This is a genomic window from Alteromonas sp. 009811495 (genome assembly GCF_028865455.1).
GTDB lineage: Bacteria > Pseudomonadota > Gammaproteobacteria > Enterobacterales > Alteromonadaceae > Alteromonas.
Genome location: NZ_CP113972.1, coordinates 592,153 through 613,311, shown reverse-complemented (window position 1 = coordinate 613,311; position 21,159 = coordinate 592,153). Strand labels below are relative to the sequence as shown.

17 protein-coding genes are annotated in these 21,159 nt (G+C 45.9%); 12 read left to right on the top strand and 5 right to left on the bottom strand.

Annotation, left to right across the window (positions count from 1 at the left end):
- Window positions 1-14: 14 nt before the first annotated feature.
- Together ptsP and rppH are read right to left on the bottom strand one after the other, a co-directional pair.
- Entirely contained in the window at window positions 15-2,306 is a 2,292-nt protein-coding gene (gene ptsP / locus OZ660_RS02810; protein WP_274743424.1) for a phosphoenolpyruvate--protein phosphotransferase, read from the bottom strand.
- A gap of 93 nt (window positions 2,307-2,399) precedes the next feature.
- Window positions 2,400-2,942, bottom strand: coding sequence for an RNA pyrophosphohydrolase (rppH, locus tag OZ660_RS02805; RefSeq protein ID WP_274742489.1), 543 nt, complete (start codon window positions 2,940-2,942; stop codon window positions 2,400-2,402).
- A 113-nt stretch (window positions 2,943-3,055) separates the two neighbouring features.
- Between rppH and mutH the strand changes: the two genes are divergently transcribed.
- Complete coding sequence (mutH, locus tag OZ660_RS02800) at window positions 3,056-3,733, top strand: DNA mismatch repair endonuclease MutH (protein ID WP_274742488.1); 678 nt, start codon at window positions 3,056-3,058, stop codon at window positions 3,731-3,733.
- Window positions 3,734-3,740: 7 nt separating this feature from the next.
- On the opposite strand, the gene OZ660_RS02795 is transcribed toward mutH, so the two are convergent.
- Both OZ660_RS02795 and OZ660_RS02790 read right to left on the bottom strand, forming a co-directional pair.
- Window positions 3,741-4,688, bottom strand: coding sequence for a DNA mismatch repair protein (locus tag OZ660_RS02795; RefSeq protein ID WP_274742487.1), 948 nt, complete (start codon window positions 4,686-4,688; stop codon window positions 3,741-3,743).
- 154 nt (window positions 4,689-4,842) lie between these two features.
- A complete protein-coding gene (locus OZ660_RS02790; protein ID WP_202263431.1) occupies window positions 4,843-6,348 on the bottom strand; it encodes a CYTH domain-containing protein in 1,506 nt (501 codons plus the stop codon).
- 207 nt (window positions 6,349-6,555) lie between these two features.
- Here OZ660_RS02790 and OZ660_RS02785 point away from each other — a divergent pair, with 207 nt between their 5' ends.
- The gene (locus OZ660_RS02785) at window positions 6,556-7,158 is read left to right on the top strand and encodes a TIGR04211 family SH3 domain-containing protein (RefSeq protein ID WP_274742486.1); all 603 of its coding nucleotides are present in this window, start codon (window positions 6,556-6,558) and stop codon (window positions 7,156-7,158) included.
- A 53-nt stretch (window positions 7,159-7,211) separates the two neighbouring features.
- Here the strand turns inward: OZ660_RS02785 and putA are convergent, their stop codons facing one another.
- Complete coding sequence (gene putA / locus OZ660_RS02780; RefSeq protein ID WP_274742485.1) at window positions 7,212-11,009, bottom strand: bifunctional proline dehydrogenase/L-glutamate gamma-semialdehyde dehydrogenase PutA; 3,798 nt, start codon at window positions 11,007-11,009, stop codon at window positions 7,212-7,214.
- 464 nt (window positions 11,010-11,473) lie between these two features.
- On the opposite strand from putA, the gene OZ660_RS02775 reads away from it, so the two are divergent.
- The 10 genes from OZ660_RS02775 to rpoS all read left to right on the top strand — a co-directional run bounded on the left by OZ660_RS02775 (window position 11,474) and on the right by rpoS (window position 21,108).
- Window positions 11,474-13,096, top strand: a complete 1,623-nt coding sequence (locus tag OZ660_RS02775; protein ID WP_274742484.1) for a methyl-accepting chemotaxis protein — start codon at window positions 11,474-11,476, stop codon at window positions 13,094-13,096.
- A gap of 247 nt (window positions 13,097-13,343) precedes the next feature.
- A complete protein-coding gene (locus OZ660_RS02770) occupies window positions 13,344-15,059 on the top strand; it encodes a TIGR03545 family protein (RefSeq protein ID WP_274742483.1) in 1,716 nt (571 codons plus the stop codon).
- Window positions 15,060-15,159: 100 nt separating this feature from the next.
- The gene (gene ftsB, locus OZ660_RS02765) at window positions 15,160-15,450 is read left to right on the top strand and encodes a cell division protein FtsB (RefSeq protein WP_159624193.1); all 291 of its coding nucleotides are present in this window, start codon (window positions 15,160-15,162) and stop codon (window positions 15,448-15,450) included.
- A gap of 5 nt (window positions 15,451-15,455) precedes the next feature.
- A complete protein-coding gene (ispD, locus tag OZ660_RS02760) occupies window positions 15,456-16,172 on the top strand; it encodes a 2-C-methyl-D-erythritol 4-phosphate cytidylyltransferase (protein ID WP_274742482.1) in 717 nt (238 codons plus the stop codon).
- A 29-nt stretch (window positions 16,173-16,201) separates the two neighbouring features.
- The gene (ispF, locus tag OZ660_RS02755) at window positions 16,202-16,675 is read left to right on the top strand and encodes a 2-C-methyl-D-erythritol 2,4-cyclodiphosphate synthase (RefSeq protein WP_159624197.1); all 474 of its coding nucleotides are present in this window, start codon (window positions 16,202-16,204) and stop codon (window positions 16,673-16,675) included.
- A complete protein-coding gene (truD, locus tag OZ660_RS02750) occupies window positions 16,672-17,757 on the top strand; it encodes a tRNA pseudouridine(13) synthase TruD (protein WP_274742481.1) in 1,086 nt (361 codons plus the stop codon). Before ispF ends, truD begins: the two co-directional genes overlap by 4 nt.
- Before the next feature lie 204 nt (window positions 17,758-17,961).
- Window positions 17,962-18,597: a protein-L-isoaspartate(D-aspartate) O-methyltransferase gene (locus OZ660_RS02745; protein ID WP_159624201.1), complete on the top strand. Its 636-nt coding sequence runs from the start codon at window positions 17,962-17,964 to the stop codon at window positions 18,595-18,597.
- A complete protein-coding gene (locus tag OZ660_RS02740; protein WP_274742480.1) occupies window positions 18,594-19,172 on the top strand; it encodes a YqaA family protein in 579 nt (192 codons plus the stop codon). Before OZ660_RS02745 ends, OZ660_RS02740 begins: the two co-directional genes overlap by 4 nt.
- Window position 19,173: 1 nt before the next feature.
- A complete protein-coding gene (locus tag OZ660_RS02735; protein ID WP_202263423.1) occupies window positions 19,174-20,040 on the top strand; it encodes a peptidoglycan DD-metalloendopeptidase family protein in 867 nt (288 codons plus the stop codon).
- 75 nt (window positions 20,041-20,115) lie between these two features.
- Window positions 20,116-21,108 (top strand): RNA polymerase sigma factor RpoS, encoded by a 993-nt coding sequence (gene rpoS / locus OZ660_RS02730; protein WP_202263422.1) that lies wholly within the window; start codon window positions 20,116-20,118, stop codon window positions 21,106-21,108.
- Window positions 21,109-21,159: the final 51 nt, after the last annotated feature.

Below are 21,159 nucleotides of genomic sequence, written 5' to 3'. Positions count from 1 at the left end.
TACGCGCTGTACACCTATGCGCCAGCGCGTATCAGTCCGCCTAACCCCTTCGTTTCAAGGTATTCATTTAAATGCGTAAATACCTCTTCTTGACTTACCGATGTGAGTGCCAAAGAAAGTAATTGCTTACACTCATCTAAGGTAACTTTGCGAATTAACCAGTTTATCTTTCGTAAGTTAAAGCCATTCATACTTAAACGGCGATATCCCATTCCCATCAGTAACAAGGCGCCAGCAGGCTCACCCGCTATTTCGCCGCAAATGGTAACTGGCACCTGGCTTTGATTAGCCTTTTGCACCACGTCATATAGCGCCCCCAACACCGCTGGGTGATAGCTGTTATAAAGACCCGCGACACGGGTGTTGTTTCGATCAACGGCCAAGAGATACTGGGTTAAGTCGTTGCTTCCCACCGAAAAGAAGTCAACATGCTTTGCCAATTGTGGCAATTGATACAGCACTGAAGGTACTTCTAACATAATACCTAGTTTGGGCTTGTGTATCGTTTTATTCTCTGGCGATATCTCGTCTGATATTTCGTAATATGCTTGGTTAATTAAACGTTTTGCTTCTTGCACTTCTGACACGGTGGAGATCATTGGCAACATAATTTGCAGGTTGCTCAAACCTATGCTCGCCCGCAGCATAGCCCTAACTTGTACAAGAAAGATTTCAGGATGGTCTAAGGTAAGTCTAATGCCTCGCCAACCAAGAAACGGATTCTCCTCGTTAATAGGGAAATAAGGGAGCGGTTTATCACCACCGACGTCGAGCGTACGCATCGTAATCGGGAGTTCAGGCGCAGATTCTAATATCTGACGATATAAACTCACCTGCTCTTGCTCAGAGGGGAAGCGCTCGCGCAGCATAAATGGAATTTCGGTTCTATAAAGACCGACGCCCGCGCCTATTTGACCCGCGTTAAGCTCAACTTCGGCGGATAATCCAGCGTTGATATAGAGCGACATACGACAGCCATCAATACTCTCGCACGGCTTATCGGCCTCAGCATCAATTTTCTCGGCAATTGCCGACTCTTCTTCAATGAGCTGAATAAACTCAGCTTTAATATTGCGCTCTGGTGAAACAATGACTTCACCAGAGTAACCATCGAGCAGGATTTCTTTGTCTTCAAGCAGTGCTGGCGTGACATTCTGACACCCCATTACGGCAGGTACACCCATGGCTCTGGCAAGAATTGCTGCGTGAGAGTTGTTTGACCCTCTTATTGAAATAATGCCTTTAAGCTTGTCTCTGGGAAATTCGGCCAGCATAGGCGCAGACACTTCATCTGCTACCAGAATACTGGGGACAGTAATTGTTTTCTCTTCAACTTGTTGACCGTTTGCTTCAAATAATATGTTCGCCAAAATACGGTCAGACAGGTCAATAATGTCAATGGCACGCTCCTGCATGTAGGGGTCGTCCATTGCCTGAAAACGTGCTGCATAGCTTTCTACAACCATCTTCAATGAGGAAGCGGCATCCCACCCTTGGCGGATCTTATCCTCTACTTCACGCCCTAAACTATTGGCATCAAGTAAATGGTGATACAGCTGAAATATTGATTTTACGTCATCGGGAATACCGTCATCGAGACGTTTAGATAACGCGTCTACATGGCCTCGCGTTACCTCCACACCTTTGCGGTACAACTGAATCTGGTCGGCGGGCGACTGAGTGCGCTTCACAACCCAGTTTTTCAAGTTAACCGACTTGTCCGGAGACACGCCCTTACCAATAGCGAGTCCTGGCGAACCCGCTATTCCCCGTACATTTTTTTGCTGTGCGATGCTATCGGGTGATGATGAAAGCGTTAATGCCCCTCGAATATCTGCGTTCGTAATTTCAAGGGCGAGTTGAGCTGCAAGTGTAACGAGAAATGCCTCTTCGTCTTCGCTGAAACGGCGCATTTCCGATTGTTGCAGCGTTATTACCCCTAACACGCGACGCTGATTGATAATTGGCGTGCCTAAAAACGCATTGTAATTTTCTTCTTTAACTTCGGGGTAGTGTTTAAAGCGAGGGTGGCTGTGTGCATTAACAATGTTGAGTGGTTCTTCGCGTTGACCCACTAAACCAATAAGGCCTTCTGAGAAGCCAATGCGCACTTGCTCAACCGCATCAGGATGTAAGCCGTCAGTGGCCTTTAAAATAAACTCCTGGGTGTCATAATCAGCAAGATAGATTGAACACGAGTCGACATCTAGCGTTTGTTTGACGCGAGAAGCTAAACGAAATAAGGCAGTGTCTAGCGCAGGAATTTGATTCATTTCCTGCACTATTCGCTTTAATGTGGTTAGCATTGTGCCTGTATTACGTTGAGTACTCACACGTTAATCCTTGCTCATACATCTTTCGCGAGTTGATTAAGCCTGCGCAGGCCACCGTCCATGCAATCAACCTCGCCTGCGCTTTTTACCACGCTTGCTAGGCATGGGGCTGTTGCGTTGCTGAGTTCGGTGTTGTGCAGATAACACAACCGGTGAAAACTCTTTCATCACCCGTCTATACACATCACGCTTGAACGACACAACGTTGCGAATGGGATACCAATAGCTAACCCACCGCCAATCATCAAATTCAGGATGACCGGTTTTAAGTACATTAACATCTCGCTCGTTACAATCGAGTTGCAACAAGAACCATTTTTGCTTTTGTCCTATACAAACAGGATTACTACCTTGTCGAATTAATCGCTTTGGCAATTTGTATCTAAGCCAGTTACGGGTAACACTTAAAATAGTGACATCTTTCGGTGTCAGCCCTACTTCTTCGTGAAGCTCGCGGTACATAGCTTGTTCAGCAGATTCCCCTTCATCAATTCCGCCTTGAGGGAACTGCCATGAATGTTGACCATAACGTCTTGCCCAAAATACTTGACCCATTTTGTTGCAAATCACTATGCCCACATTCGCACGGAATCCATCGGCATCTATCACATAGACTCCCGGGCACACTATACTGTTATATGTTTTCATTCTTCCACAAACTATGCTCCAATCATAGTGTTAATATTCATCGTCGATGTTCAATTAGGAAAATAACGTAGTTTATGCAACCTCCAGTGTCTCCCCCTACCTCGCCAGACGACTTACTTGCCCGTTGTCATGCCATTGCAGGACTTACTCTTGGCGAGTTAGCAGATATGGCCAATGTGGCAATTCCGGCTAATTTGCAGCGCCATAAAGGGTGGCCAGGTATGCTGATTGAAAAATGGCTCGGCGCGAGTGCGGGCTCTAAGCCACAGCAAGACTTTCCAGAGCTTGGCATTGAATTAAAAACCATACCCATTGATGGTCAATTTGCGCCATTAGAGACAACGTATGTGTGTTTTGCCCCACTGCTCATGACACCCGGGATCACGTGGGAGACGTCAAATGTGCGCAATAAGTTACAGCAAGTACTATGGTTACCCGTTGAGGGCGCGAGACATATTCCATTGGCTGAGCGACGTGTAGCTACGGGCTTTTACTGGCGCCCGAGCGAAGAAGAAGATCAACTATTAAAAGATGATTGGGAAGAGTTGACCGAACAGATCACTACAGGCAATGTCGAGTCAATAACCTCAAGGCAAGGCAATGCACTGCATATTCGCCCTAAGGCAGCAAACGGGAAAGTATTGACCGACGCGCTTAACCCTGATGGCGAAAGAATAAAAACACGCCCACGCGGCTTTTACCTTAGAAAGACATTCACCCATCGTATAATGATGAATGCCTTTTTTGCTTGAACACTAGCTATCGATGGCGAAGGTGCTTCACCAGATAATCACTTAAGAATTTTTCCGAATTGATCCCTACGCGTTTAGCCACTGCCGCCACTTTTGCATCGCTGCGTAGTAACACGTTTTTGGCATACTCTAACCGGTAGTGAAAAATAAAACGTCGAAAGTTTTTCTTATCAGAAAGGCGCAACGCCAGAGCAAGTGCAGTAGGGTCCATATCGGCTCCCTGACAAAATTGCGCTATGGTGACAAAACGTTCCTTGTACACTTTCGATTCAATAGTGTAACGCTCTGCCTTCGATATTAAACTGCTGATTTCATAAGGGTTCGACTTCTCAGCATCTAACCGCTCATAATCAAGGGGAGATGGCGATGTTCGACGTACAAACGTAAGTGAAAATAGCACCACTAAGATCGCTCCACCTAACATTAGGTGATGAAAACTCTCCCAAAATGGCACGGACAGAAAACCAAAAGTGGCGGCAGTTACAAGCAAAATACTCATAAAAGCAACCCCTACAAGGCTACCCATTACGCCAGCAAGGCGTGGTGCTTTAAGCTTTTTAATGTCAACAGCTTGTTCAGGCAGGTGACGATGATACAACTGGATTTGCTCAGTAATGAGTATACCGATAAGCAGCACACTAAATCCGGCCAGTAACGACGCGATATACGCGGGCCATAAAAATAGAGGGTCTCCGGTAGGCGAATTAACAAACCACTGCTGTTTTTCTTGTGTGCTAATAAGCAACACGCTTAATTGAAATAGCCCCGTTACTGCCACAGGCCACCAAAGGCGGCGCCGTGCACTCGGCTTATCGACTAGCATTGGCTTGATGGCGCGATAGCAGCACGTGACAGCTATCACTGCAAATACTTCAGACAAGCCATAAAGGTATGCATAATCAATGGCGTTAGCCAATCTTAGCCATTCATCAAACATGAATAATGGCCAACACACAAAAGCTCCCACTAGGTAGCGTCGGCTTGTTAAGTTCACTTTAAGAGAAATAAGCCTAAGTAGCCCCGCGCAATACAGTGCTACAAGCATATAAAGAAGATAATTATACATCGTTGCCGTCATTGACACTGCCCGTCCTTGAAACTGTGTCTTACTACCAATAAATATCGCGCTGCATTGCTACTGTGCGCGTACGTTCCATAACTTTAATTAGCGTGGTCAGTTTTTCGGCCGTCCACTTGCGAAGCTCATCATGAGATTCCACTTCTGCATCGTCAATTGACTGCTTAAGCATCAAGAGCGCATTCAACTCGTCTATTCCGGTCAGTAAGTCTAGCCACGGCGCACGAAAGTTGCCACGCTCTTCTACAAACAAGTCACCGAGTAAAAAGCCGCTCCACAGGGTTTGACGCAATAATATTTCTACCGCGGCATAATTTGCTGGGCCCATGGTTTTACTCAAGGGCATACTTTGCTGTACGGTTTGCCAGCCCTGTGACAACCACCCTTTGGCGTGGTCGAGGACAGGGTGATCATACCCTGTAGCGACTTTCTGCCAAGGCTTATTCTGAATTAGCTTTATCGCGAGCAGTTTAATGTCTGTAGCGTCATTATCAAACAGTAATTTTTCGGGTTCATGGGCGTGCATTAAGCCAGCCTGACGCCCTTGCAAATAACTCACAATAGCAGGTTGTTTACTTAAGGTTTTGTTGAACAGGCTTTTTTTAGACAATAAATAGCGCAGACTCTGTAAATCGTCTTGCCAACTCCATTTCTGAGCGTGTTCGACTAATTTTTTGTGCAACGATAACAACTCAGGGCATTGTAATACGGGTAAATAAAGCGACACGCTTTGCAGTAACAAGCGGATACTCTTTTCCACTTCGGCAAGCATTTTTATGGCTCCGCTTTCACAAAAAACGTGCTCATGGTGCTGCCAATGCGCTAAGGCAGTTTGCACAGCAAGGCAAAACGCCTCTTCGGTTGATATGGAATCTTCAAGCGCCAGAAAATCAGGCAAGTACCTTACTTTGGCATTAAAACCATGGAGCAATTGATAACCTTGAGCCGCCTTAGATACGTCACTTAGCCTAACCGGCATATTGTCATTGATTAGGACTGCCAGCGTGAATAGGCTATTAATGTCGCCTGACATTAATTCCAGCTCAATTTCATTGATAGGCGAACTTGCTTTATCTGTAGTAGCTTCACCACAGTCTAATACAATTTCTACGGTACTTTCCCCTAGGTCCACAACATAGGCATGACGGGTAAAGTGCGTACTAAACTGCTTTGATAAACTGTCATTTTTGGTAGCGATATCCCAATCTTGTGGCCACACAGATGGCTCAAACAGCGTTAAATCAGGACTGGCGTTATCAAGCGGTACGTTGAACTCAGAGCGTTTATGTAAGCCGCCACTCACCACACCATTGGTTTTGAGAGTTTGCTCGTACTGTCCATTGTTTCCACGTACTCTAAAACCCATCTTATGTTGTTGAAAATCCAGTTTACTCGTATCGTAGTAATCATTTTCCAACCGCATCTCTTTATGCGATTTCACATTGATTTGGTGCTTTTCAAAAAGCGGTAATACACGTTGCGAAAATGCTTCATGAGCATGTTCACCGGTGACAAATTTTAATTCTATTTCTGACATGGTTGCGCTAAGCACAGCTTTAGATGCTGACACCTTACCTTCGATAATAGCTTTACGCAATCGCGATACACCGATGTATTCGTGTTGGCAGATGTTTTTTTGCTCCACAATAGTGCTCGTACCTTTAAGACAAAAGTGGAACACACTTGCCTTTATTGCGGTCAACCAATACCATCTTGTTGTTTTAAACTCAGAATTGGACTTCATATGATACGAAAGTGGTTAGCAGCAGCCCTTGTTGCATGCTCTTTTCAAGCATTTTCGCTACAGGACACCGCTGATTTAGAAGCATCGTCATCACACTATATAAGAGATGACTTGTTTATTTTCATGCACACAGGCGCAGGCCGAAACTATCGCATATTGGGCTCAATAGAAGCGGGCACCCCTATTACCGTTTTAGACAGAGACAATGATGCTGAGTTTACCAAGATTACCGACAACGAAGGCCGCACTGGTTGGGTAGAAAGCCGATTTGTGTCAAATACCATGTCACAAGCAGAGCAATTGCCGATTATAAGTGAACAGCTAGCGGATAGTCAGCGCAGTTTACAATCTGCACAATCTGAGAACGCACGACTGCGCCAACAACTCAACGATGCACGCCAGCAAGTGTCAACATTGACGACAACTAATGAAGAGCAAGCAGCTGAGGTCACTCGCCTTACTGCAAAAGTTGACAGTGCTAACAAAGATGAGCTTGTAACCTGGTTTACCCGAGGCGGTATGGTGGCAGGCGCAGGTATTTTACTGGGTGTGCTGCTAACCTACTTACCCAAGCGAAAGCGTAGAAATAGCGAATGGATGTAATAAAAAGGCCAGCATAAATGCTGGCCTTTTTTGTCGTTATAGACGTTAGACGCTTACTCGTCGTCTTCAACCAATGTCATCAGTGAGGTATTGCCGCCAGAGGCAGTCGTATCAATACTAATCGTTTTCTCAGTCATCAGTCGCTGAATAAGATTATCGTTATACTCTGCAGTGATCACAGGCAAAATTGCGCCTTCACGTGACGACAACATAGCGGTAATACGTGCCGTGCGCTCTGTATTAGAATCAACCACAACGCCAGATAGGTCTTCGTCCATTAATAAGGTATCAAGATGTGCCAGACGTGCGACTTGGAACAAGCCTTTTGGCGCACCTGTGGACTCGAACTTATTCTGAATTTCTACCGCTTCGTCGTAGAAAATTTCAGAGACTACTGACACGACTGGGTTACCAGTAGATAGCGCCGTTACGATGGAAAGCAACCAATATTCAAAGGTTACGTCTTTATCAGCAAAGCACACTAGAATACCGCGCGGCTCAAGATATAACTTGTTCGACTCGCCCGTTGGGCCAGGTAACGTTTGCGGTTTTGCGAGTTTTCGCTCAACGCTGGTAAGCTGTTGACGGGCTGTCGCTAACGTACGATTTAAGTCATCGGCTAACTCATCAACAATGTCTACTTTCGCTATTTTCGCGAGTAGCTGACGGACCATTGATATGCGGTCGTTTAGTGGTGTGTGACGCCACTGTACTTCAACCGCTTTCGCTTTATCCATCATGACGTGAGCGCGTTCTGCAATTTTCTCATCGCCCACCAGTGCTGCATCTGTCGCATCAACATCATCAATATGCGATGGCTTAGGTGTTGCACGTTCTACCATCAGACGAGATAGGTAGTTTGGACCACCCGCTTTAGGACCTGTACCAGACAATCCACGGCCACCAAACGGCTGAACACCAACAATCGCACCAATCATGTTACGGTTAATGTAAACGTTACCCGCACGACTCTTTGCGGCTAATTCGTTAGCACGCTCTTCAATACGCGAGTGGATCCCCATAGTAAGGCCATAGCCAGTACCATTAATTTGCTCTAATACCGAGTCTAAGTCTTTTGACTTAAAGCGCACCATGTGAACGACAGGCCCAAATACCTCTTTTTCAAGCACATTGATGTTTTCAATTTCATAGAGTGTTGGCGTAAAGAAAGTACCGTTATCAAAACCTGCCGGCATTTCATTGCGATAAAGTAACTTACCTTTATCTTCCATATATTTCTGATGATCAGTTAAGCTTTTAAGGGCTTTTTCGTCAATCACTGGACCTACATCGGTAGCAAGCTGTGTAGGGTCGCCTACGGTAAGCTCTTTCATCGCGCCGATAAGCATATCGGTAAGATCGTCTGCGATTTCCTCTTGTACGAAAAGTACACGTAGTGCTGAACAGCGTTGACCAGCACTTTGGAACCCGGAATGTATAACGTCGTCTACCACCTGCTCTGGCAATGCCGTAGAGTCGACAATCATGCAGTTTTGACCACCTGTCTCTGCAATAAGAGGCACCTGCTCGCCACCACGCTCAGCAAGCACTTGTGATATTAGCGTGCCTGTTTGGGTTGAGCCTGTGAACATCACCGCTTTAATGCGCTCGTCTGGTAGCAAGGTGTCACCTACCGCTTTACCAGGAGACACGATAAGTTTTAGCGCATCTTCAGGTAAACCAACCGATTGCATAATATCCACAGCACGCTGCGCAATAATACTGGTTTGCTCAGCCGGCTTAGCGATAACCGTGTTACCCGTTACCAAGGCCGCGGCAACTTGCCCCAAGAAAATGGCAAGTGGGAAGTTCCAAGGACTAATACACAGCACCACACCACGAGGAAGTAAACGCTGGTCTTCGGCCAGCTCTTCGGCGCGAACGGCGTAGTAACGACAGAAATCCACAGCTTCGCGCACTTCGTCAATACTGTCTTGTGCAACCTTACCAGCTTCGCGCATACAAATGGCGATAAGCTCCGCCATGTGACGCTCTAGTGCGTCTGCAGTGCGATTTAAAATCTCAGCACGCTCTTTCACATCGCGTTTCGACCAAGCGTCAAACCCTGTTTGTGCTTCATCTAGTGCAGACAGCATTTGTTCTGGCGTGGCGTAGTGATGATAACCCACAATATCTTCGTGATTTGTGGGACTAAGCACTGGCGTTGCGCCTTCAGGCACATCACCCGTAACTTTGTAATAATCCTGCCAACGCTCCAGCTCGTGTTTAAGCGCAGTCACCGCATTGGTATCGGTAAGGTCAAGTCCACGCGAGTTGTCGCGTTCAGGCGCGTACAAGCCGCGAGGTGTCTTAATTTGCTTGTTGTAGCGCACTTTCAAGCGCTGGGTTTTCTCGACAGGATCTTCAAGTAAAGACTCTACCGGCTTTTCATCATCAACAATGGCATTAACGAACGAAGAGTTAGCACCGTTTTCAAGAAGACGACGCACAAGATAGGCCAGCAAGTCTTCGTGCTCACCCACTGGGGCGTACACGCGACATTGAATTTTGTCTTGCGTAACTACCTGGTCGTATAAGGTATCGCCCATGCCGTGAAGACACTGGAACTCAAAACCTTCTTTATCGTCTCCTGCTAGTTCAACAATCACAGACGCGGTATAAGCGTTGTGCGTCGCAAACTGCGGATAAATGGTATCGCGATATTCAAGCAAGCGGTTAGCACACGCGTGGTACGACACGTCGGTTGATGACTTGCGTGTAAATACTGGGAATTCTTCCAAGCCAGCTTGCTGGGTCAGTTTAATTTCTGTGTCCCAATAAGCACCTTTTACTAGGCGCACCATTAACGGACGGCCTACTTCCAAAGTTAGCTCTCGTAGGTGCTCAATAACGTGAATAGCACGTTTTTGGTATGCCTGAACCGCAAGACCAAAGCCTTCCCAACCATTGAGATCTTCGTCGCGGAATACGGCTTCGATGATATCGAGTGATAACTCAAGACGGTCCGCTTCTTCTGCGTCAACTGTTAGGCCTATGTCGTATTCTTTGGCCATCATACATAGCGCTTTTAAACGTGGCGGAATGTCTGCCATTGCGCGCTCGCGATGCGAGAATTCAAAACGCGGATGAATAGCCGATAACTTAACCGAGATACCTGGTGAACGCTTTGGACCACGACCATTGGCCGCTTTACCTATCACCTTAATTGCTTTTACGTATGCATCATAATAGCGGTCAGCATCACGCATGGTGCGCGCGCCTTCACCAAGCATATCGTAAGAATACACATACCCTTTGGTTTCTTTATCTTTGGCGCGCTCTACCGCATCTTCAATGGTCTCGCCCATAACAAACTGGCGGCCCATGACACGCATTGCGATGTTCATTGCACGGCGAATAACAGGTTCACCTAAACGACCAAGGGTTTTCTTCAATAAACCAAACTGTTCTTTTTTACGCTTGTCGGCATAGTTCACCATGTTGCCGGTGAACAATAAGCCCCATGCAGATGCGTTTACAAACAGCGACTCTGAATTACCAAGGTGTGGCGTCCACTGGCCTTGTGATAATTTGTCGCGAATAAGCTCATCTTGCGTCGCTTTATCAGGTACGCGAAGTAATGCTTCGGCCAAACACATCAATACCACACCTTCGGCGGTAGACAGTGAGTATTCATTTAGCAGCGCATCTACACCACCGTGGCCCTCTTGTTCACGACGAATTTGAAGCACCATTTTACGCGCGCGCTCCCAAGCACGACTTCGCGCTCGAGGATTCACCTCTGCAATAGGAAGAATTTGATCCACCGCGACTGATTCGCTAATGCGATAATAGTCTCTTATGCGCTGGCGTAGGGGTGATGTTGTATGAAGTGTGTCGTTAATGAGCATTGCAACCCTTTCATAGAAATAGCTGTAATAAAAAAGCGTTCCCGCCGTGGTTAGATGCGCCACGGTGTCATGGAAGCGGCTAAAAAACAAGCGAAGTCGAAACTTCGCAATTACGCATCAGTCTTCTTTTTAACTTTATACTTATGGATGAAGATCACGATGACGCCAAATTCGCGCGGATGTTAGCACACAAAAAACTCCTGCCAAGCTCTTACCAGCAAAGTTTTTGCAAACAAGCCAATATAGGCAGTCCACTCACGTTTACACGATGCCTAAGTGATTTGACGGCGAACGAATGTAGGCGTTGAAAAACATAAATTTAGGCAATTTCCACCCCTTAAAACAACGAAAACTTAAAATAGCTTTAAACATTTACACAAAATCACGCACCAATCGGTGTGGACTAAAAAAAAGCGTCTACACTTAGTAAAAAAATAAAAATCACGATAAGTAGGTGTGTGTTTATGTGGTTACGAAACTTCAGCCTTATCCAACGATTGGGTATTATTATTGCCTTAATAATTCTGTTGTTTGTTGTGCTCACAGGGCTGGTGCTAAACCGGCACTTTGAAGCACTCAAGCAAAAGTCTTACGAAGAAAACCAGCACTTGGTAGAGGTCGTTCATACCATGCTTGGCAGCTTTGCTGCACGCAATGACGTTAGCGAAGAAACAGCCAAACAGCTCGCACTAGATGCGGTTAGAGCACTGCGTTACGATGGTAGCAATTACTTTTGGATCCAAGATCAAACGCCAACCATGGTAATGCACCCCATAAAACCCGCACTCGAGGGCAATGATTTACGCACATTTAAAGATGGTAATGGCAAGGCATTCTTTGTCGACATGTCAAGGCTTGTGAAATCTCAGGGTGATGGCTTTGTTGATTATGTGTGGCCGCTACCTGGCGAGACAGAGCCCACAGATAAAATATCCTATGTTAAAGAGTTTAAGCCATGGGGTTGGACAGTGGGTTCAGGCATTTATCTAACGAACTTGGAAGCTGAATACGCCCACATGCGCAACGTAATGATTGTTTTTTGCGTTGTAAGTGTTGTGTTAGTGGTGTTACTTATCTACGTGATTGGCGGAAGCATTGTTAAGCCTGTTCAGGAAGTAACAGAGCGCATGAAAGATATCTCGCAAGGCGAAGGCGATCTCACCCGCTCACTGCCTGAAAAAGGACAAGACGAAGTCACTCGGCTGGCACGGTACTTTAATCAATACACTGAAAAAATGCGACAGTCACTGCTGGGTATCAGAGAGAATATCAACTCGCTTACCCAGCAGGCAGAGCTAGTTGAAAACTCGAGTAAAAACAGTAATCAGCAAGCGCAAGACCAAAATGAAAACATGCTACAAGTCGCCGCCGCGATGGAACAAATGACGTCGCAAATTAATGAAGTGAGCAACAATGCAGATTCTGCTGAAAAAAGTACCAGCAGCGCACGCAGTAATGTACAGCATGGTGCTTCGGTGGTTGATAATACCGTTAAGGACATTCGCTCTCTTACATCAGATATTGAAAGTGTAAGCAGCGTAGTAACTGAACTTGCAGCGCAGACGGATAGCATTGGCGCAGTACTGGATGTCATTAGAGGTATTGCCGAACAAACTAACTTACTTGCGTTAAATGCGGCAATAGAAGCCGCTCGAGCAGGTGAACAAGGTCGCGGCTTCGCCGTAGTTGCTGACGAAGTGCGTACCCTTGCCAGCCGTACCGGTCAAAGCACTGATGAAATTCAGGCGATGATTGAGAAATTACAAAGCAATGCGAAAGCTGCGGTCGATGCCGTGAAAGTAAGCCAGTCTGCATCTACGAAAACCGTTGATAACGCTATTCAGGCCAACCAGAACTTACAAGAAGCAGACAGGCTGATGACGGAAATTGCCGATATGAGCAGTGAAATTGCACGTGCAACTGAACAACAAGCAGAAGCTGCTAATGAAGCGAACGTGCGAATTAATGCGCTTTCTGGCGCGGCTGATAATAGCTTACGCACTGCAGATGAACTGGCCTCAGCAAGCCAAGCACTTCGCGCGAGCTGTTTGGCCATTATGGATATTGCGAATCGCTTCAAATTGTAGACGCCAGTAATGCAGGAGCACTGAAAATATAACCTAGGGCACGTTCTCCACGTGCCCTTTTTTATGAGGCATTGGATTTTTTATTTGTATGGCAAACTATGGAAGATTATGAGCCAGTGCATTACACTGAATTTTCGAGAGAAAGTGTTCCAAGCTTACGCGTAATTTCAATCTAATTATGCCCATGAGGGTTAGCGAAAAAGCGTAATTGGCGTCACCAAACACATATCAAATCAAGGAGTGGGAAATGAGTAGTGAAAGCAAGGGCAAACCTATATTACTGTGGGTTGTTGGATTTTTTGTTCTATTGTTTTTGGTGTACTTCCTTTTTGCTAACACCATTATCAAATCAATTCTTGAGTCTAAGCTTGGTGAGTCATACGGCGCAGAAGTTAACATTGATGAATTTGATCACTCGTTATTCCCTACTACCGTTACGCTAAAAGGCATTGCGTTAACGAACCCGACTAAGCCCTCACACAACCAAGTTTTCGTTGGGCACGCAAATGCAGATGTAGAGTTGGCTCCCCTTCTAGATGATCAAGTCATTGTAAATAACTTAAACCTACTGAAAGTACAATTTGATACTGAACGCTCTAAGCCCGGTGAAGTGTATCGCGTACCAGAGCGCTCATTGTCTTTCGATGAAATAAAGGCAAAAGCTAAAGAAGCAGTGCCTACTGTTGATGAGCTACTTGCCCGTAACCCACTGAAAACCACCGCAGCCATCGAGCAAGCGAAAGAGGCTTATCAGAGTTATGGGGTAGACTTGAAATCTGACTATGAAAATCTGCCAGATAAATCGCGTATCGATTACTATAAAACGCAAGTGGCGCAGCTAAAAGAGACAAATTACAAAGACCCTCAAGCGCTTGTTCAAGCAAAGTCTGCGTTTGATAAACTCAAAGAAGAGATACAAGCAGACAGAGCGCTTATTAGTCGCTTCACAGAAAAAGCTTCTGACGCCAAAGTGGCATTAAGTAACAGTGTAGAAGCACTAAAAAATGCCCCCAAAGAAGACTACGCGTTGCTAAAAGGCGTAATTGCAGGGGATGAGGCCGCCCTTTCTCAAGTTACTTATTTCGTTTTCGGTGACAAAGCGGCCGAATACACTGAATATCTAATGGCTGCGATGCAAATTGTCATGCCCCTCATTCAAGGTGAGGAAAAAAGCGAAGCGCCAGCAGACATACCTTCTATATTGGTTAAAGAAGCCAATGTCTCTGTACTTTGGCAAGATGAGGCGATTACCAGTAAATGGAACAACATTACTAATGTGCACGAAGTATTTGGTAACCCAACTACTTTTACCATTGAAGCGGCGGGTGACTTACTGAAGTCATTTACCTCTAGCGGTGAATTTTGGATAGATGGTAACGGCGTTGACGCCAGCCAGATATGGGAACTAGCTGGTGTTAACATGTCTGAGATTTCCTTCAGCCAAAATGAAACCTTGAACGCCGTATTAAAGTCGGCCTTAATGAAGACCAATGGTTCGATGGAAGTCACCGATAACATGCTGTCAGGCACGGGTGAGGTTGACCTGCAGCAACTGGTTATGGAGGCCACTGGTACGAGTGATGTCACCAGCGCTATTGCCAAGGCGCTCCAAAGCTTAAGTAGCTTAAACATGACAATGTTGCTAGACGGTACACTTTCAAACCCAGGCTTCAACATTAAGTCAGATTTAGACAATAAATTAGCACAAGCTGCGCTATCGCAGTTAACCGATAGTCAAAAAGATAAATTGGATGAGCTAAACACTAAACTCAACGCCATGGTTAGCAACCAGCAAACGGTGCTATCCGGCGAGCTTGTTGATGTGAGCAGCATGTTAAGCGCGGCGCAAGGTGACAGCGCAGCATTACAGGAGCTTTTGCAAGCACAACTGGATAACGTGGTTGATCAACAGAAAAACAAACTGCTAGATAAACTTAAGGGCAAATTTGGCCAAGGTGACTAATACGCCTTTGACTCAGCGCGCGTTCGCGGCATAATGTGACACAGAGCAGAGGCAATAATGCCTCTGTGTTTTTATGCTCAACCAATATTCAGGTGGATTTGTGTTGCAAGGTAAATGGCTTCCTATTGTATTGTTAGTGCTGTTGTCACTATTGCAATATCGCCTATGGTTTGGCAAAAACAGTATTCCCGATTACTTCAATCGCAAGCAAGAAGTTCACACACAAGCACTTCAAAATGCCAACCTCGCGCAGCGCAACGCCCTCTTAAAAGCCGATATCAGCGATTTAAAAATTGGGCTAGAAGCTATTGAAGAACGGGCGAGAAATGAGCTTGGTCTCATCAAAAAAGGTGAAACTTTTTACCGCATTTTACCAGCAGAATCGAAGTGAATAACATGACTACCCCTCGCGTTGTTGCGGTCATTCCCGCCGCAGGCGTTGGCAGCAGAATGCAAGCCGATCGCCCCAAACAGTATCTCATGCTGGGAAATAAAACCATTCTGGAACACACTATTGACGCCCTTGTTAACCATCCTAAGATAGACGACGTTGTGGTTGCGATTAGTGCAGGCGACGCGTATTTCGCCGAATTGGAACTTAACGGTAAAGCAATTCGTGTGGTTGAAGGTGGCAAAGAACGCGCTGACAGTGTGCTTAACGGTATCGCCACATTAGCACCAACAGACTGGGCATTAGTTCATGACGCAGCTCGCCCTTGTGTTGATGAAGAGGATATATCCTCGCTACTTAATGTGATGAATGACAACTCGGTAGCGGGCGGCATATTGGCCACGCCAGTGCGCGATACAATGAAACGAGCAACAGCATCGCCTAACACCTTGGCAACCATGAGAACAATTTCACATACAGAAGAGCGTACCGATTTGTGGCACGCTCTTACGCCACAGCTGTTTCCTGCGGGATTATTAAAGCACGCTCTTGAAACTGGTCTCGCCGCTGGTGCGAATATTACTGATGAAGCGTCGGCGATGGAGCTGGCGGGTCACAAAGTTGCCATGATTAACGGTAGCCCTGCGAATATAAAAATTACTCATCCAGCAGACTTACCCTTGGCAGAATTTTATTTACAACAAAAGTTACGCGAGCGCTAACGCGCCACGATAAAAAAGGCACAACCATAATGCGAATAGGACATGGATTCGACGTACATAAATTTGGTGGCAACGGCCCCATTACCATTGGTGGTGTGAAGATTGATTATGAGCAAGGCTTAGTTGCTCATTCTGACGGCGACGTATTGCTGCACGCACTTTGTGATGCACTGTTAGGTGCCGCGGCTCTAGGCGACATTGGCAAACATTTTCCTGATACTGATGATGCCTATGCGGGTGCTGATAGTCGAGTATTACTAAGGCATGTTGTATCGGTAGTGAACGATAAAGGCTACAAACTGGGTAATGCGGACATGACAATTGTTGCCCAAGCGCCAAAGATGGCTCCCCATATCAGTGCCATGCGCGAAATTATAGCTAAAGACTGTGGTGTTGATATTGATGCTATTAACGTAAAAGCCACTACTACAGAAAAACTGGGATACACAGGGCGCAAAGAAGGCATTGCTGCGCACGCTGTGGCGCTACTGGAAAAATTATGAAGCCGTTACACACCGATCACTGGCATTACTATTTCGACAAACCTGTATCGACAGGTATTTTCAAGTTTCAAGCCGACGACTTCCAAGTTGTAGAAGACCTTGGGTATGAGCCCTGTGGCGAAGGCGAACACCAGTTCGTTTTTGTTGAAAAAACGAATACAAACACCGCATTTGTGGCCGAACAACTGGCTCGCTTCGTGAAGCTTCCACTACGTCAAATTACCTATGCAGGACGAAAAGACAAATATGCCGTCACACAACAGTGGTTCGGTATTCATGCGCCTGGCAAGCCTGACTTTGACTTCAGTACATTTGAGCTTGAAGGAGTACGAGTACTTAAGCAGGTTCGTCACAATAAGAAATTGCGCACTGGGCAACTAAAAGGTAATCACTTCACGATTACCCTACGACAAGTTATGCATCCAGAAGCCATTGAAGAACGCTTGCAAGAGATAGTAAAGCATGGCGTGCCAAATTATTACGGTGAGCAGCGCTTTGGTGTTATGCGTTTAAACGACATGGGTGAGGTGCAACGAGGCGGTAACCTCGTTATGGCTGAGCGTATGGTAAACGGTGAAGCTATTAGACACAGAAACAAGCGTTCGATGGCACTATCAGCATTGCGTAGCTGGCTATTTAATGAAATGCTCTCTACACGGCTTGAAACTGAACAATTCGACACCGTCATTGATGGTGACGCGCTAGTGTTATCAGGCTCAAATAGCTTTTTTATGTACGATAAAGCGAGTGCTGATGAGCGCCATTTACGCGCTCAAGAGCGCTATGCTGAAAAGGATGTTTGTCCTTCAGCACCACTGTGGGGAAAGGGAGAACTTGCTACAATAAATCAGGCATTGGCTTTAGAGCAAAGCGTCGCGTCTGATCATAGTGAAGTTATCGATTTTCTGAGTCAATGCGGCTTCGAGCAAGAGCGCCGAGCAATAAAAATATGGCCTTCTCAGCTACAGTGGCAAAGCAAAGGTGATACCTTTACCGTCTCATTTTCACTGCCAAGTGGCTGTTTTGCTACATCGGTACTGCGTGAGTGTGTTGAGACCTTGTCGCCAATAAATCGCGTGTAATTCGCGTTGGCTTAGCTGGCCTAATTGGGGTTAGTGATACTAGCCCTTATACTGCCTTTCATGCTATTGCTAATGGGTATTGTGCTGTTGAACAATACGCACAGAGATGACGGCATGTTAAAGTTTAGATACTATGAAAGCGTGGCTCGCCACATAATTGACTAGCGAAGCTGGAAATAAGAATAAAGGAAAGTACGCAACATCATGAGAGCTTCTAGAAAAGGAGACGCGTTAGCAGAACTGCTTTACAACGAAGGAATACGTTCACAGGCAGTATTAAACGCCATTGCGGGTACACCGCGAGAGGGCTTTTTGCCCGATGCGCTAAAGCACAAAGCCTATCAGAATACCGCCTTACCCATTGGACAAGGTCAGACTATCTCGCAACCTTATATCGTTGCCAAAATGACAGAGCTGCTTCTTGATAGCCCTAATAAACCCGAGAAAGTACTAGAGATTGGTACAGGATCGGGTTATCAAACGGCTATATTGGCGCAACTATTTTCGAAAGTATTTAGTGTTGAGCGTATAAAATCATTGCAGTTTCAAGCTAAGCGCCGTATGAATCAGCTTGATCTTCATAATATTGCAATGAAACACGGTGATGGTTGGAAAGGTTGGTCGTCAAAAGGGCCATACGACGCCATTATCGTCACCGCTGCTGCGGCAAGCCTTCCTCAAGATTTATGTGACCAGCTTAAAGAAGGCGGAAGATTAATTATTCCCGTAGGTAACGAACAACAGTCGTTACTGTGTATTGATAGGATTGAGGGTGAACTAAAAACCACGACGATAGAGTCTGTCAGGTTTGTTCCCCTTGTTGCAGGAGAGCTAATGTGAAGCTTTTTGAGCCATGCTATGACATGGCATTGCGCTGGGCGAGACATCGTCACGCGACCAAATATTTAGGTGGGTTAAGCTTCTCAGAGTCAGTTTTTTTTCCTATTCCACCGGATGTCATGCTAGCGCCAATGGCATTATCTCAGCCGCATAGAGCTTGGCAGTTTGCCCTTATCACAACTATCGCCTCTATCTTAGGCGGTATTGCAGGGTACTGGCTAGGTTACTTTGCATTTGATGCATGGCTTTCGCCACTTATTGACAGCTGGGGCTACACACACAAAATAGAAACCACCATGGCGTGGTTTGAAGAGTATGGCATTTGGGTTGTCTTTCTTGCTGGCTTTTCACCTATTCCCTATAAAGTATTTACGGTTAGCGCCGGTTTTTTGCAGATGGCATTTTTGCCCTTTGTTATCGCGTCTGCTATTGGACGAGGCGCACGCTTCTTCCTAGTTGCAGCATTAATGCGTTGGGGCGGTGCGGCAATGGAGCAAAAACTTCGTCAATACGTCGAAATTCTTGGATGGGGCGTTGTACTTCTTGCCATTGCGGCATACATAATCCTGCGATGATATGTCAACGTCGCCACGTTCAATAGCGTTACTTGGACTCGTTTTCGTCTTCTTGCACGGCTGTGCAGGACGAAGTGCCCCTGCTCCCGTGGTACTGCTTAATAGCCAGGTTGCAGATGGTAGCGAAGAATTTACCCAAGATACCTATAAAGTACAGCGTGGTGACACTCTTTTTGCCGTAGCATGGTATACCGGAAATGACTACCGGGATCTGGCAAAATACAACGACTTATCAGCGCCTTATGTGATCTATCCGGGTCAGACTTTGCGGATCTCACCACCGCCTCGAATCGCTAGAACCCCCGTAAAACCTGAGATCAAGACTAAGCAGTCAACAGATCCGACCTCCCCCCCTATAGACAAAAGTTTGGTTGACCGCAAAAAAACACAGGCGTATCGTGAAAGTGAAAAAGTTGTTAACCCACAAAATGTTACCACTGTCAAGAAGCCGACACCGAGCGTCAAAAATAAAACGCCGACTAGCTTCCCAAGTAAAGTTAACAAGTGGGTGTGGCCTGCACAAGGTAAGCTAGTAGAGACCTTCAGTAAAGCAGAGTCTGGCAACAAAGGAATTGATATCGCTGGGGCAAGAGGCAGTAATGTGGTTGCCGCAGCAGATGGGAAAGTTGTTTACTCGGGGAGCGCACTTCGAGGTTACGGTAACTTAGTAATTATAAAACACACCGATACCTTCTTAAGTGCTTATGCCTACAACGACACTATACTTGTTAAAGAACGACAGTGGGTGTCAGCAGGCCAAACAATTGCCACCATGGGTAACAGCGGCACGAGTTCGGTTAAGCTTCATTTTGAAGTGAGGTATCGAGGGAAATCGTTAGACCCGATGAAATACCTGCCACCACGATAATAATAACAATAAATAATAATAAGAACGCGGAAAGGAGATACGTCATAAGGTAAACCTTGTAGCAGGAGATTCACGATGGGTAAGTCAACGAAAGCCTTAGAATCAACACCTCAAGATGATGTAGAAGTCATCGATATGCCAGCTGATATGAAAGCCGGCGAAACCTTAGAAAACGACGCTGAACTGGAAAGCGATGATGCTATTTTCAGTCAGGATGACCAACCTAAAAATTTGGATGCAACACAGCTTTATCTTGGTGAGATTGGCTTTTCGCCGCTACTTACCGCAGAAGAAGAAGTTTATTTTGCACGCCGCTCACTGAAAGGCTGTGAAGCCTCGCGCAAACGCATGATAGTAAGTAACCTTCGCCTAGTAGTGAAGATTGCTCGCCGATACAACAACCGTGGTCTAGCACTGCTTGATCTTATTGAAGAAGGCAACTTGGGCTTGATCCGGGCGGTAGAAAAATTTGATCCCGAAAGAGGTTTCAGATTTTCAACCTACGCCACTTGGTGGATTCGTCAAACTATTGAACGTGCGATCATGAATCAAACGCGTACTATTCGTTTGCCTATCCATGTAGTAAAAGAGCTAAATGTTTATTTACGTGCATCTCGTGAACTTTCACAAAAGCTAGATCATGAGCCTACCGCAGAAGAAATTGCAATGGCACTTGATAAGCCTGTAGAAGATGTCACTAAAATGCTGCGTTTAAATGAACGAATCACCTCGGTTGATACACCCATTGGTGGTGAAAACGATAAAGCGCTGCTTGATATTATTGCTGATGAAAAAGAGTTTAGCCCTGAAGAGAGCCTGCAGGACTCTGACATCAAAACTAACATCATTACTTGGTTGGAAGAACTTAACCCTAAACAGCGTGAAGTGTTAGCACGTCGCTTCGGTTTAATGGGTTATGAGCCTTCTACGCTTGAAGATGTAGGTGCAGAAATTGGACTGACACGCGAAAGAGTTCGTCAAATTCAAGTTGAGGCACTGCGCCGCTTACGCGATATGCTTGGCCACCAAGGTTTGTCGCTAGAGAGCTTATTTGATCAAATGAAGTAGAACTAGCTCGCCAACTGAACGCAAAAAGCCAGCAACTACGCTGGCTTTTTT